The 15208-nt window shown below is 30.9% G+C and carries 6 protein-coding genes; all 6 read left to right on the top strand.

Going from position 1 to position 15208, the window contains the following annotated elements; genetic code table 11:
• Positions 1-52 precede the first annotated feature (52 nt).
• On the top strand, positions 53-3901 hold the full coding sequence (locus AC1XWJ_RS02775) for a Cna B-type domain-containing protein (protein ID WP_483334369.1): 3849 nt from the start codon (positions 53-55) through the stop codon (positions 3899-3901).
• A 306-nt stretch (positions 3902-4207) separates the two neighbouring features.
• Positions 4208-11806, top strand: coding sequence for a MucBP domain-containing protein (locus AC1XWJ_RS02770; RefSeq protein WP_483334368.1), 7599 nt, complete (start codon positions 4208-4210; stop codon positions 11804-11806).
• A gap of 231 nt (positions 11807-12037) precedes the next feature.
• Positions 12038-12991, top strand: coding sequence for a DNA-binding protein WhiA (gene whiA / locus AC1XWJ_RS02765; RefSeq protein ID WP_483334367.1), 954 nt, complete (start codon positions 12038-12040; stop codon positions 12989-12991).
• Positions 12992-13072: 81 nt separating this feature from the next.
• Positions 13073-14506: an alanine/glycine:cation symporter family protein gene (locus tag AC1XWJ_RS02760; RefSeq protein WP_483334366.1), complete on the top strand. Its 1434-nt coding sequence runs from the start codon at positions 13073-13075 to the stop codon at positions 14504-14506.
• A 182-nt stretch (positions 14507-14688) separates the two neighbouring features.
• Positions 14689-14820, top strand: coding sequence for a hypothetical protein (locus AC1XWJ_RS02755; protein ID WP_483334365.1), 132 nt, complete (start codon positions 14689-14691; stop codon positions 14818-14820).
• Positions 14821-14923: 103 nt separating this feature from the next.
• Positions 14924-15208, top strand: a complete 285-nt coding sequence (locus tag AC1XWJ_RS02750; protein ID WP_483334364.1) for a hypothetical protein — start codon at positions 14924-14926, stop codon at positions 15206-15208.

Below are 15208 nucleotides of genomic sequence, written 5' to 3'. Positions count from 1 at the left end.
CACTATAATATAGTGTGTTAATTATAATAAAATAAAGAAAGGATATATTACATTGAAAAAGTTTTTGAAAGTATTTTCTATATTAATCTTATTAATAACTATGTTAGTGCCAACGCAATTTACCAAAGCTATTAATAAAGATATAACTAATCAAGTTAGAATTTTTAATTTGGATTATTCAGGATTACCTGATAGTCAACAAAGTAATATGGAAACGATGTTACTTGATTTTAATTTTACAGGTGAGTATGATGCTTCAGCTTTAGGAAGCACTATTCAGTCAGGAGATTATTTTACGGTTCCATTTAATTCAAAAGATTCTAATATTACCTTAGCTAATGGTTCGTATCCATTATTCAATAATGAAGGTAAAACATTAGGAACGTTGACTACAAGTAGACAATTAGGACTACTAACATTTGCATTTAATGAGAATATTGTAGGACTGGAAAATGTTAGGGGAACATTTAGAGTAAAAGCATCTGCAAAGGTAGTAAGAGGAGAAAATCATTTTATCCTTCCAGATGGAACTGAAAAAACAGTAACTTTTTCTAAAGCTGACGATAATTCCGGTGATAACACTGGTGATAACGATTCATCCAAAGGAAATTCTCTAGAAAAGAGTGTTGCCAAAAATATTCAATCTGTAGGAGCACCTCGAGAGCTTATTGAAAAGTTAAAGTCTGGCGAAATAAGTATGGCTGAATATTTACAAGAATTAGAGAAATATTCTGTATCTTCATTATTATGGACAGTGAAGTTCAATAAACCTAAAGCAGATTATGGAACTAATAATGTTATTATAAAAGACACGCTAAAAATAGATGAGGGTGTTGTTCTTACATATCAAAAAGATAGTCTTGTATTAAAGGAAGTGACTTATTTTGGAGATACATCAACTCCTGTTAGAGAAATTTCTATTACTACTAACGAACAAGAATTTGTATCTTCTAATGGAGATAAAGCACTAATTACATTTACCAATGGAGGTACGGAATTTGAGATAAATTTAGGTAATAATATTGGTACAAAAAGTTATGAATTAACTTATAAGACTCCAGTGCCAGAAAAAGGATTTAGTATATCAAATGGTGCAACATTTTATAATGATCAAGTACAGGGTATTGAAGAGATTACAGTAGTTCACAGAGAAGAATCTGTAGGCGGGACAGTAGAAGGTGATTTAATATCAAGGATACGAGTTACTAAGTACGATGCTGATAATGCGTCTATATTACTTTCCAATGCAGTATTCAAAATAGCTAAGGAAGACACTCCAGATGTGGTAGTAGCAACTCTTGTTACAGATGAAAAAGGTGTTGCTATTTCTGATAAATTAGATCCAGGAAACTATATCGTAAAAGAAACTACTGCACCAGAAGGTTATCGTTTAGAAAATTCTTCGAAATTAGTTACAGTTAAGGATAATGTTCTGACGTATATAGCTATATCTAATAATAAAGGAGAAACTCCTTTGCCTACTCCAGAAACAACACAAGTGTCAGGGATAAAAACTTGGGAAGATAACAATAACCAAGATGGAAAACGACCAGAAAAAATCACAGTAAACTTATTGGCAAATGGAGAGAAAGTACAAAGTAAAGAAGTAAGTGCAACAGACAACTGGAAGTATACATTTGAAAATCTACCTAAATACAAAGAAGGAAAACTAATTAACTACACAATAACAGAAGACAAAGTATACGGATATGAAACAGAAATAAAAGATTACAACATAACAAACAAATATACACCAGAAGTAACACAAATAACTGGAGAAAAAACTTGGGAAGACAACAACAACCAAGATGGAAAACGACCAGAAAAAATCACAGTGAACTTACTTTCGAATGGAGTAAAAGTACAAAGTAAGGAAGTAAGTGCAACAGACAACTGGAAGTATATATTTGAAAAACTACCAAAATATAAAGATGGTAAAGAAATTAAATATACAGTAACAGAAGAAGCAGTTGATAACTATACATCAGAAATAAAAGATTACAACATAACAAATAAATACACTCCAGAGACAACACAAGTGTCAGGAACAAAAACATGGGAAGATAACAATAACCAAGATGGAAAACGACCAGAAAAAATCACAGTAAACTTATTGGCAAATGGAGAAATAGTTCAAATCAAAGAAGTAAGTTCAAAAGACAACTGGAGTTATTCGTTTAATACCTTACCAAAATATAAAAACGGAAAAGCTATAACATATACAATAGAAGAAGTCAAAGTAGAAGGATATACATCAAAAGTAGATAAGTATAATCTGACAAATACATATACGCCTACAACAAATTTTGTAGCAACAAAAATTTGGAAAGATGTATATGATAGTTACTATACTAGACCTAGTATAGAATTACAATTATATCAAAATGGCAATCCTTACGGGGAAAAGGTTATAATACCTGAAGTTAGAGCTAGTATAGATAATGCAAAAGTTATATATGAGTGGACAAATTTACCAAAGTATGACGAACAAGGAAATGACTATGTATATACTGTAGATGAATTAAATGTTCCTAATGAATACAAAAAAGAAGTTAAAGGTTCAACAATTACAAATACCTTAGTAAAAAGTATTTTTGTTAAAAAAATTTGGAAAGATGAAAATAATAAGTATAGATTACGTCCAGAAAAAATAATTGTAGATTTATATGCTGATGGTAAATTAGTGGCAACGCAAGATATTACAGAATCTGATAAGTGGGAATATGCATTTAAAGATATGCCTTCATATAGAGAAGATGGACTAAATAAAATAAGATATACTGTGAAAGAGCGTGAAATACAAAATTATGAAACTTCAATGGAAGAATTTTTTCATAATTCTTATATAGATTTAGATCCTATTTATCCTTGGGATACTAATTATGACACTACATATTATATAACGAATAAATATATACCAGAAACAATACAAGTGTCAGGAACAAAAACTTGGGAAGACAACAACAACCAATATGGGAAACGTCCAGAAAAAATCAAAGTAAACTTACTGGCAAACGGAGAAATAGTTCAAAGTAAAGAAGTAAGCGAAAAAGATAACTGGAAGTATACATTTGAAAACCTACCTAAATACAAAGAAGGAAAACTAATTAACTACACAATAACAGAAGACAAAGTAGATGGGTACGAAACAGAAATAAAAGATTACAACATAACAAACAAATACACACCAGAAATAACACAAATAACTGGAGAAAAAACTTGGGAAGACAACAACAACCAATATGGGAAACGTCCAGAAAAAATCAAAGTAAACTTACTGGCAAACGGAGAAATAGTTAAAAGCAAAGAAGTAAGCGAAAAAGACAACTGGAAGTATACATTTACAAACCTACCTAAATACAAAGAAGGAAAAGAAATAACATATACAATAGAAGAAACTGAAGTAGAAGGATATACATCAAAAGTAGATGGATACAACATAACAAACAAATACACACCAGAAATAACACAAATAACTGGAGAAAAAACTTGGGAAGACAACAACAACCAATATGGGAAACGTCCAGAAAAAATCAAAGTAAACTTACTGGCAAACGGAGAAATAGTTCAAAGTAAAGAAGTAAGCGAAAAAGATAACTGGAAGTATACATTTGAAAACCTACCTAAATACAAAGAAGGAAAACTAATTAACTACACAATAACAGAAGACAAAGTAGATGGGTACGAAACAGAAATAAAAGGGTACAATATAACAAATAAATATATACCAGAAGAGCCATATATCAATAATAACCCTGATCCAGAACATCCGAAAGGAGAAGAAAAATCTAAAAAAGAAATTCTTTCTAAAACAGGGGAAAATCCAAACGAAGAAATATTAGGAATAATGGCGATATTATCAACTCTATTAATAATTTTTAAATTAAAAAAACGTAATTAACTATGATAAAAACTTGATATGCATTTTTTGCATATTAAGTTTTTTATTATTTAATATAAAAATAAAATATTTATTTTCTTTGATAATTTTTAAGTAATGAAATATAGGTTTTAATATATTATAGATTTTATATAAATATTTAGGCATATATATTTCCAAGATATTTTATCTGTGTTATAATCTACTAGATATAATATTTCATAGAGTACAAAGTATATAAAAAAATAGCATATACTTTGTAATTCTTTAAAATAAAATTATATGACATAATTATAAACATATGAAAAAGTGTGAGGTAACAAATATATGTATAAAAATAAGAAAAAGAGAAAATCAAATAACAGCTCTTTTGATTGGTATGGAGCTAAACAAAGATTCTCTATTCGTAAATATCATTTCGGAGCTACAAGTGTATTGTTAAGTACAGTTTTAGCTCTTAGTCCAATTATACAAGCAGAAGGGTCAATATCTAATTCTGGAACAGTAGCTAGAGCTACGAGTAATGCCAATTTAATATCTGGAACATTTGAAAAAGGAGATCAAAATTTAACAACAGGAGAATCTGTTGCAGATGAAGTACGTTTATCTGTTTTAGGTACAGATGCATCCTATTCTAATATTAAGATACAATATCAGATTATAGAAAATGGTGTACAAGGAGAAGCAAAAATTGCAAAACTTTCAGGGTATAAAACTAATACTCCTGTTTATGATGCTTCAAATAAAGTATATACAATGACAATTGGAGATTTAATATCTGGATCAGACGTAGTTATTCCTATTTCTTTTAATGCTCCTAATGGATCAGTTGACGGAACAAGTGCAAAAGTTATTATGACTGTTTTGGATGGTGATGGAAATGTTCTAGGTCAAGGAGAAAAGAATATTACATGGAATGCTTTAAGTACTGCTACAATAAATTCTAATTTGGCACAAAACACTATGGGACTAGATGATTCCGGTGCAGCTATTGGAGGGATACGTGCTGCTGATGGAATAGTACTAGCACGTTCAGTACGTTCATATGTGTTAAGTCTTGATGAAGACACTAAAGATGCTATAAAAGAAATAACTGATAAATCAGGTAAAAATATAAGTAACGCAGGATCATTGCCTAAAGGAACTGTGGTTAGAGTTTATTATAATAAAGATAATTTTGAAGCATTACCAATAGGTAATAAAAAATTAACACAGGGAGCTAATCAAGCTGGTAGAATTATAAATCAAGAAGAAGGGTATATTGAATATGATATATCTGCAGAAGGAGTTCTTCATGATATAGAAAAAGAGATTAAAGGTTTTTATTTAGTATATACAGGAAATGAAGAAAATATTCCTGATACAGTTCTAACTAATAAGGTTATGAATTCTGCTACTGGAGAGGTATTGTCTGAAACTAGTTCAACTCATAAAAATGTCTGGTCTTCAGAAAATATTCCTGGTATTTCTAATGATGGTGTAGGAGGATTGTCTGTAAATACAAAAATAGATACGGGTTATACAGATGACTATGCAACTAATAAATATTCTGGAATAAATACAAATAATAGGAATACAAATAACTCAACAATTAATTGGGGAACTAGTTATTTAGGAGAATCTATAGGATCAACTCCAGAAAAAGCGTTAGCTACACATCAAAATACTGATTTTACACGTTCTGATTCTTCAGTAATTAATTTTGTAGATAAATTGTCTGTCGATACTGCTAAACAGGTAGACGGAGATATGGGTGATTACTTTACTAAGACAGTAGTAAGTATTCATAGTGTTGATCAACTAACTTTTAGTGATAACAAAGATGCAGTTGTTTACTATATAAACAAAAATGGAGTAAGAACAGATTTAGGGAAATTATCTGATTATGCAACTTTAATAGGAAGCGCTCCAAATAATTTTGAAATTAACGATGTAGTTAAGACTGTTGGAGTTGATTTCAGTAATACTTCTGGTGCATTCTATCAATCTTTATCAATTAGTATGATTCAATTATCAGATAATATGAATTATAAAACATCAGATGTGGTTAATACTCATAGTGTTACAGATACTACTATATCAGTAGAAGATAACAATGATTATCGTTATACTGCTCAGCTAATTGGAAAGCAAAGTAAAGATACAGACGAAGCAGTAACTTGGAAATCTGCTTATGCAGGATATTCACAAGAAAAAATAACTATTAATACACGTATTAGAAAAAGAGGTTCAGATAGTAATAATTTATATGTAGGGAATAAGGCTAACTTTACTGGTTCTCTTGAGACTAGTAGAACAGCAGGATTAATAAATGAAGTTCCTGTTAATGAATCATCTTATGTTTATGTGGCAGTGGCAGAAACATTACAAGTTGATAATATTGTTCCTGTAGGAGGAGATAGCTCTAAGTTATCTACAGATAAGTCTACTTACAAGACAGAAACTAAAACTATTGATGGTCAAGATTATATAATTTACAAGATACCGTTTAAAGAAGGAGTTACTTCTGTAAAACCGACGGAAGGTTCTGTCAATGTTAGCTATACGATGTCAGATTCTTATTTTTACGGTTCGGATTCAGAGCGAAGAACAACAAATATATATTATGGATTAGCTTTTGATAGTGTGAGTAATTTTGTTCATACTGGAGGAGCCGATCATCTAGATTTAGATGGAGATGGTAATACTCAAGATATTTCTGGAGATAAGTCAATTATAGGTTCACAAGACAGTATAACGGGTATATCTCCTGAGACATTGTTTATCTATGATCAATCTAAATATAAAGATCGTTATAGATTTGATACAACAGAAGTTGAAGCGGGAGACTCTGTTAAAATAAAAGTTAATGTAGAAAATAGAACGGATGCCGCTTATACGGATGTAACAGTAATTACAGTATTATCTAATTCAGAAGATGAGGTATTTAATGGTAAATCGTCTAGAGGTAGCCAATTTACTCCTAAATTAAATGGACCAGTAGTACCTCCAACAGGATGGAAAGTATACTATACTACAGATCAACAAGATCCTAATGAATCGGGATCAGAATTAACTGGTTGGACAGATACAGTTGCAGACTATTCTACAGTTACTGCTATTAAGCTTGTTTCAGATCCTGGAGTTGTATTAGCGAAAGGTGATAATGTGCTATTCGAGTACGGTTTAGATACTCCTAGCGACGCTAAAAGTGGTCAAAAAATAATTACTACTTCAGCCATAGCTATAAACGGTTCAAACAACTTCTTGGAAGGATATCGTTCTACCGTTCAAATCAAGAAAACATACGGATCTGTTGTTGTAAAATATGTAGATACTGATGGTAACACATTGGCAGACGATAAAGTGTCTATGCCTGAGAATACAGAAACAGGTACTGCTTACGATACAACATCATTAGCAACTAAACAAATAACTAAGGATGGTAAAGTTTACAGTTTAGTTCCAGCCGGAACGTATACAGTAGGAGAAGTTGATGCACAAGGACACTTAACAACTTCTGATCCAGTTTCTGATGAAGTAGGTGTAGGAGAAAAAGTTGTAACGTATGTCTATAAAGAAGCAAAAGGAAATGTAATAGTAAAATATGTTGATAAAGAAGGAAATGAAATAAAAACACCAGTAAACGACGAAATAAACGTATCAACAGGAACAGACTACAACACAACAGACAACAAACCAGAAAAAATCACAACAGAAGATGGAAAAACATACAAACTAGTTCCTAGTGAAACAAAAGGAAACGAAACCGGAAAAGTTACAGAAGGAACAACGGAAGTAACGTATGTATACGAAGAAGTCAAAGGAAGTGTAGTAGTAAATTACGAAGACAAAGAAGGAAACGTAATAAAAGATCCAGTAAACGATGAAACAAACGTATCAATAGGAACAGACTACGACACAACAGACAACAAACCAGAAAAAATCACAACAGAAGATGGAAAAACATACAAACTAGTTCCTAGTGAAACAAAAGGAAACGAAACCGGAAAAGTTACAGAAGGAACAACGGAAGTAACGTATGTATACGAAGAAGTCAAAGGAAGTGTAGTAGTAAATTACGAAGACAAAGAAGGAAACGTAATAAAAGATCCAGTAAACGATGAAACAAACGTATCAACAGGAACAGACTACGACACAACAGACAACAAACCAGAAAAAATCACAACAGAATATGGAAAAACATACAAACTAGTTCCTAGTGAAACAAAAGGAAACGAAACCGGAAAAGTAGTTGAGGGAATAACAGAAGTAACATATGTTTATGAAGAAGTTAAAGGAAATGTAGTAGTAAAATATGTTGACAAAGAAGGAAATGAAATAAAAACACCAGTAAACGACGAAACAAACGTATCAACAGGAATAGACTACAACACAACAGACAAAATAGAAGAGAAAATTACAACTGCAGACGGAAAAACATACAAACGAGTACCAGAAAGCACAATTGGAAATGAAACCGGAAAAGTAGTTGAAGGAACAACAGAAGTAACGTATGTTTATGAAGAAGTTAAAGGAAATGTAGTAGTAAAATATGTTGATAAAGAAGGAAATGAAATAAAAACACCAGTAAATGATGAAACAAATGTATCGACAGGAACAGACTACAACACAACAGACAAAATAGAAGAGAAAATTACAACTGCAGACGGAAAAACATATAAACGAGTACCAGAAAGCACAATTGGAAATGAAACCGGAAAAGTTACAGAAGGAACAACGGAAGTAACGTATGTTTATGAAGAAGTAAAAGGAAATGTAGTAGTAAAATATGTTGATAAAGAAGGAAATGAAATAAAAACACCAGTAACTGACATAGAAAATGCATCAACAGGAACAGACTACGACACAACAGACAAGATAGAAGAGAAAATTACAACTCAAGACGGAAAAACATACAAACGAGTACCATCTGAAACAAAAGGAAATGAAACCGGAAAAGTTACAGAAGGAACAACAGAAGTAACGTATGTGTATGAAGAAATAAAAGGTAATGTAGTAGTAAAATATGTTGACAAAGAAGGAAATGAAATAAAAACACCAGTAAATGATGAAACAAATGTATCGACAGGAACAGACTACAACACAACAGACAAAATAGAAGAGAAAATTACAACTGCAGACGGAAAAACATATAAACGAGTACCAGAAAGCACAATTGGAAATGAAACCGGAAAAGTTACAGAAGGAACAACAGAAGTAACGTATGTTTATGAAGAAGTAAAAGGAAATGTAGTAGTAAAATATGTTGATAAAGAAGGAAATGAAATAAAAACACCAGTAACTGACATAGAAAATGCATCAACAGGAACAGACTACGACACAACAGACAAGATAGAAGAGAAAATTACAACTCAAGACGGAAAAACATACAAACGAGTACCATCTGAAACAAAAGGAAATGAAACCGGAAAAGTTACAGAAGGAACAACAGAAGTAACGTATGTGTATGAAGAAATAAAAGGTAATGTAGTAGTAAAATATGTTGACAAAGAAGGAAATGAAATAAAAACACCAGTAAATGATGAAACAAACGTATCAACAGGAACAGACTACGACACAACAGACAAAATAGAAGAGAAAATTACAACTGCAGATGGAAAAACATACAAACTAGTACCTAGTGAAACAAAAGGAAACGAAACAGGAAAAGTTACAGAAGAGCCAACAGAAGTAACATATGTGTATGAAGAAGTAAAAGGTAACGTAATAGTAAATTACGTAGACAAAGATGGTAATGTAATAAAAGAGCCAGTAACTGATACAGAAAATGCGTCAACAGGAACAGACTACAACACAACAGACAAAATAGAAGAGAAAATTACAACTGCAGACGGAAAAACATATAAACGAGTACCAGAAAGCACAATTGGAAATGAAACTGGAAAAGTTACGGAAGGAACAACAGAAGTAACGTATGTATACGAAGAAGTCAAAGGAAATGTAGTAGTAAAATATGTTGACAAAGAAGGAAATGAAATAAAAACACCAGTAAACGATGAAACAAACGTATCAACAGGAACAGACTACGACACAACAGACAACAAACCAGAAAAAATCACAACAGAATATGGAAAAACATACAAACTAGTTCCTAGTGAAACAAAAGGAAACGAAACCGGAAAAGTAGTTGAAGGAACAACAGAAGTAACATATGTGTATGAAGAAGTCAAAGGAAACGTAATAGTAAATTACGTAGACAAAGATGGTAAAGTAATAAAATCTCCAGAAACTGATACAGAAAATGCGTCAACAGGAACAGACTACGACACAACAGACAACAAACCAAATACAATCACAACAACAGATGGTAAAAAATACTACTTCATAGAAGTAAAAGATGGAGATAGTGAAACAGGAAAAGTAGTTGAGGGAACAACAGAGGTAACATATGTTTATGGTAAGTTAGGAAACTATACTCCATATATTCCGACGGAACCTGATAAAGAAATACCAAAAGTACCATATGATGAAACTCCGGAAAGCCCAGAGGACAATCCACCGTTACCATATATAGAAGGATATACACCTAAAGATTCAAATGGTAAACCGCTAAAACCAGTAGATGAAAAAGATCCAACAAAAGGATATATCCCACCAAGTATTATCGATCCGACTGATCCAAGTAAAGATACACCGGTTCCTTATGAAAAAGATCCAGAACCAGAAATTAAAAAAGGAACAGTAGTAGTACGTTATACAGACGAAAAAGGAAATGTAATAAAAGAAGAAGTTGTAAATACTTCAGAAAGTCCAGTAGGAACAGACTACAGCATAATTGAGGCTAATAAACCAACAACAATTACATTTAACGGAAAAACGTATGAATTAGTAAGAACTGAAGGTGATGAAACTGGTAAGGTAGTAGAGGGAGAAACAGTTATTACTTATGTTTATAAAGAACAGAAAGAACCAGTAACTCCAACTCCAGAAGAGAAAAAAGGAACAGTAGTAGTTAAATATGTGGATGAATCAGGAAATCCAATATCAAAAGATGTGTTAGATACACCAGAAAGTCCTATAGGAACAAACTATACAACAGTAGATAACAAACTACTAACAATTACATTTAATGGAAAAACGTATGAATTAGTACCAGAAAAAACAATAGGAAATGAAACTGGTAAGGTAGTAGAAGGACCAACGGTAGTTACTTATGTTTATAGAGAAAAACTATCTCCAACGCCAGATCCAGAACCGGAAGAGAAAAAAGGAACAGTATTAGTACGTTATACAGATGAAAATGGAAAAGTAATAAAAACAGAAGTTGTAGATACACCAGAAAGTCCGGTAGGAACAGACTATACAACAACAGATAATAAGCCGACAACAATTACATTTAATGAAAAAACGTATGAATTAGTACCAGAAAAAACAATAGGAAATGAAACTGGTAAGGTAGTAGAAGGACCAACGATAGTTACTTATGTTTATAAAGAAAAAGTAACTACAACGCCAGATCCAGAACCGGAAGTGAAAAAAGGAACAGTATTAGTACGTTACACAGATGAAAAAGGAAATGTAATAAAAACAGAAGTTGTAGACACACCAGAAAGTCCGGTAGGAACAGATTACGATACAACTGATAATAAACCAACAATAATAGAAAAAGATGGTAAGAAATATATTTTAGTTAAAGTAAAAGATGGAGATAAAGAAGTAGGTAAAGTAGTATCAGGAACTACGATAGTAACTTATATCTACAAAGAAATAACAGAATCTTCTATCGTTCCACCAAAACAAGATGATAAAGTAGTTCCAAAAAATAAGGATAAATCACCAACAGAAGATCCAAAAGTAGAAAACAAAGTTTCTAGAAAATTATCAAATACAGGTGAAAGTTCTACATCGACTGCAACTGCAACAGCAGGATTATTATTACTGGCATTAGCAGGAATTGTTGGAATAAGAAGAAACAAAAAATAAGTTATAGAATTGCAAGGTATAAGAAAGTATTTTCTTTACCTTGCTTCTGTTTATTTATATGAGAAATACTGACAATATAATATTGAATTATTTATTAATTAATAATAATCAGTTACAAAAAAAATTATATCTATCTTCTGGAAAATTATATTGCAGTTAAGTATCTTTTTATTTGTTACTGGTATAGTTATATGTTAGAATTAGTTATAAAATTAGAATAGGAGTATTGTTATGTCTTATGCTTCTGATATGAAACAAGAATTGACTAGAATTAAAATAACAGATGATAGAAGTTTTTTGTCTGAATTATCTGCTTTAATAAAAATGAATGGTATTTTGACGATAAACAATGGAAAGCTTAGTATTAGTGTACAAACAGAAAATGCTGCAATAGCTAGACGTATATTTTCATTAATAAAATATTTTTACGATGTTCATATAAAAATATCCGTTAGAAAAAAAATGCAATTAAAGAAGAACAATGTATATATATGTCGTTTGGATGAGCAAGTAAAAGATATTTTACAAGACTTGTATATACTAAATAATGACTATACATTAAAAGGAAATATATCTAATAAATTAATAGATAACCCAGAAAAAAAGATAGCATATTTACGTGGCGCATTTTTGGCTGGAGGATCTATTAACAACCCTAGAACATCGAATTATCATTTGGAAATTTTTTCGCAATATGAAGAACACAATGAAGATTTAAAAAATATTTTGAATAGCTACACTTTAAATGCTAGAAGTTTAGAAAGAAAAAAAGGTTTTATAGTCTATATCAAAGAATCTGAGAAAATATCTGAGTTTATTCAAATATTAGGTGCTAGTAATGCTTTATTTCAATTTGAAGACGAGAGGATTGTTAGAGATATAAATAATTCTGTTAATAGAATGCAAAATTGTGATTTAGCTAATATGAACAAAACTGTAAATGCCTCTGCCAAACAAGTAGAAGATATTAATATAATAGCAGAAAGACTAGGTCTAGAAAATTTAGATGATAAACTTAGAGTAGTAGCTGAAGCTAGATTAAGATACCCAGAGTATCCGTTGAAAGAAATTGCAGAAGTAGTAGAAGATGGGAAATTATCTAAATCTGGTCTTAACCATAGGTTTAGAAAAATAGCGAAAATAGCAAATGAATTAAGAGAAGGAACATACGAAAAAGATAATTAACGTTAGCAAATCTAACATATATTAGTTCTTATTATATTTAATTGATATAATAGGAACAAAATTTATTACAGGGAGGATTTTATGTCCGATAAAATATTAGATATTTTAACAGTAATTAATGATTTTATGTGGTCTTATTTTATTATAGGATTAGTTATTATTACTGGAATATATTTCACATTTAGTACGAAATTAGTACAATTTACATTTATAAAAGAGATGTTTAGACTTATTACAGAAAAACCTAAAATAGATAAACATGGAAATCAAAAAGGAGTTTCTGCATTTCAGGCATTTACTATATCTGCTGCATCAAGAGTTGGAACAGGAACAATTGCAGGAGTTGCGATAGCCATAGCATTAGGAGGACCTGGATCAGTATTTTGGATGTGGGTAATGGCACTTTTTGGAGGAGCATCTTCTTTTGCAGAGTCTGCTCTTGCACAAGTTTATAAAGTTAAAGATAGAAAAGGTATTTTTCGTGGAGGTCCTGCTTACTATATGGAGAAAGGTTTGGGTCAAAAATGGATGGGAGTTTTATTTGCAATAGTTATTTCTATAACTTATGGATTTGCTTTTAATTCTGTTCAGACCAATACGATAGCACAATCACTTCACATATACAATGTAAACTCTAAAGTTGTTGGTATAATATTATCTATTCTAACAATCTTTGTTATTTTTGGCGGAGTAAAAAAAATAGTAAAAATTACTCAATGGTTAGTTCCCGTAATGGCTGTGGCTTACTTATTAATAGTTGTTGTAATTATGATAATTAATTTTGATAAAATACCGGGACTAATATCAACTATTGTAAAATCAGCTTTTGGATTAGAGCAAGTTGGTGGTGGAGTTATTGGTATGGGAACGGCGATACTATTGGGTGTTAAGCGTGGTATGTTTACCAATGAGGCAGGGCTTGGTTCTACTCCAAATGCTGCTGCAACAGCTGATAGTACGCATCCTGCAAAACAAGGATTTATTCAAACTTTAGGAGTTTATTTTGATACTTGTTTAGTGTGTACAGCTACTGCATTCTTGATTCTACTTTATCCAGGGATAGAATACGGTAATGGAACATTGAAAGGTATACAGTTAACGCAAGCTGCACTTACTTCACAAATAGGAAGTATAGGATCATCGTTTCTAATATTAGCAATATTTTTATTTGGATATAGTTCAGTAATTGGAAATTATTATTATGGAGAAACTAATATTCAATACTTAATACCTAAGAAATGGGCTGTTAATGTTTATAGAGTATTTGTATGTTTATTTGTCTACTTAGGCAGTGTTGCTGATTTGAATTTAGTTTGGGGAATTGCTGATGTTACAATGGGTCTTATGGCAGTGTTAAACTTAATAGCGATAATAGGTTTATCAGGAATAGTATATGTAGTATTAAAAGATTATGTCAAGCAGTACAAACAAGGAAAAGATCCACAGTTCTATTTGGATAATTTACCTATAAAGATTAATAATGCAGATTGTTGGAAAAATAAACCAGAAAAATAGAGCTTATATCTAAGCTAAAAACTATTATAAAAAGTTTTGTATTGCAAATATTAACAAGCCAGGAATAATATTTTCTGGCTTTTTTAATTGAAATAATTAATTAGATATTTCTTGCTTAAAATATATTTTTATGATATATTGAACGTGTAAAGTACTATATTTATTTAAGAGGAGGAATAGATATGGATATAATTAGTATTATTAATCACCCAATTGCTCTAACTGTTTTGGCTCTAGTAGCTTCTTTTGCGTTTATCTATTATATTTATATAGGGATAAGATTTATACAGAAAGGTCTACAAAAAGAAGATTAAGAATTTTAAAGAGCTGAAAAAAGGTTTGATACTTTGTATCAACCTTTTTTATCGTTTATAATAGTATAAATATAATTCATAAATTTAACTAGGAGGTAGAATGATGAATTGGTATGATTATACAATTAAAGCAGCAAAAAATTCAAAATATAATGTAAGTCATTGGTTTAGATATCTTAGAAAAGTAATTTTTGAAGACTATAGTTATCTACTAGAAAAAGATATAGAGAAGTTAATGTCTTCTGACGAACTTACTAATTTTCAAAAAGTTAGTTTAAAATATGCAATGAAAAAAAATTCTCCTACTAATAAGTATGTAATATCTCTTAATAAACCAGTTGAGTTAAATAATGTGAAACAACTAATGGAGAGATATCGAATTGGATAA

The sequence above is a fragment of the Gemelliphila sp. 1F1 genome (genome assembly GCF_056897515.1).
The sequence above is the reverse complement of the archived record's forward strand: the minus strand, read 5'-3'. Positions and strand labels throughout refer to the sequence as shown.

What these genes read in the sequence shown, in the direction of transcription:
- AC1XWJ_RS02770 (WP_483334368.1), top strand. Translation starts at nt 4,208, where the DNA reads ATGTATAAAAATAAGAAAAAGAGAAAATCAAATAACAGCTCTTTTGAT.
- whiA (WP_483334367.1), top strand. Translation starts at nt 12,038, where the DNA reads ATGTCTTATGCTTCTGATATGAAACAAGAATTGACTAGAATTAAAATA.
- AC1XWJ_RS02760 (WP_483334366.1), top strand. Translation starts at nt 13,073, where the DNA reads ATGTCCGATAAAATATTAGATATTTTAACAGTAATTAATGATTTTATG.
- AC1XWJ_RS02755 (WP_483334365.1), top strand. Translation starts at nt 14,689, where the DNA reads ATGGATATAATTAGTATTATTAATCACCCAATTGCTCTAACTGTTTTG.
- AC1XWJ_RS02750 (WP_483334364.1), top strand. Translation starts at nt 14,924, where the DNA reads ATGAATTGGTATGATTATACAATTAAAGCAGCAAAAAATTCAAAATAT.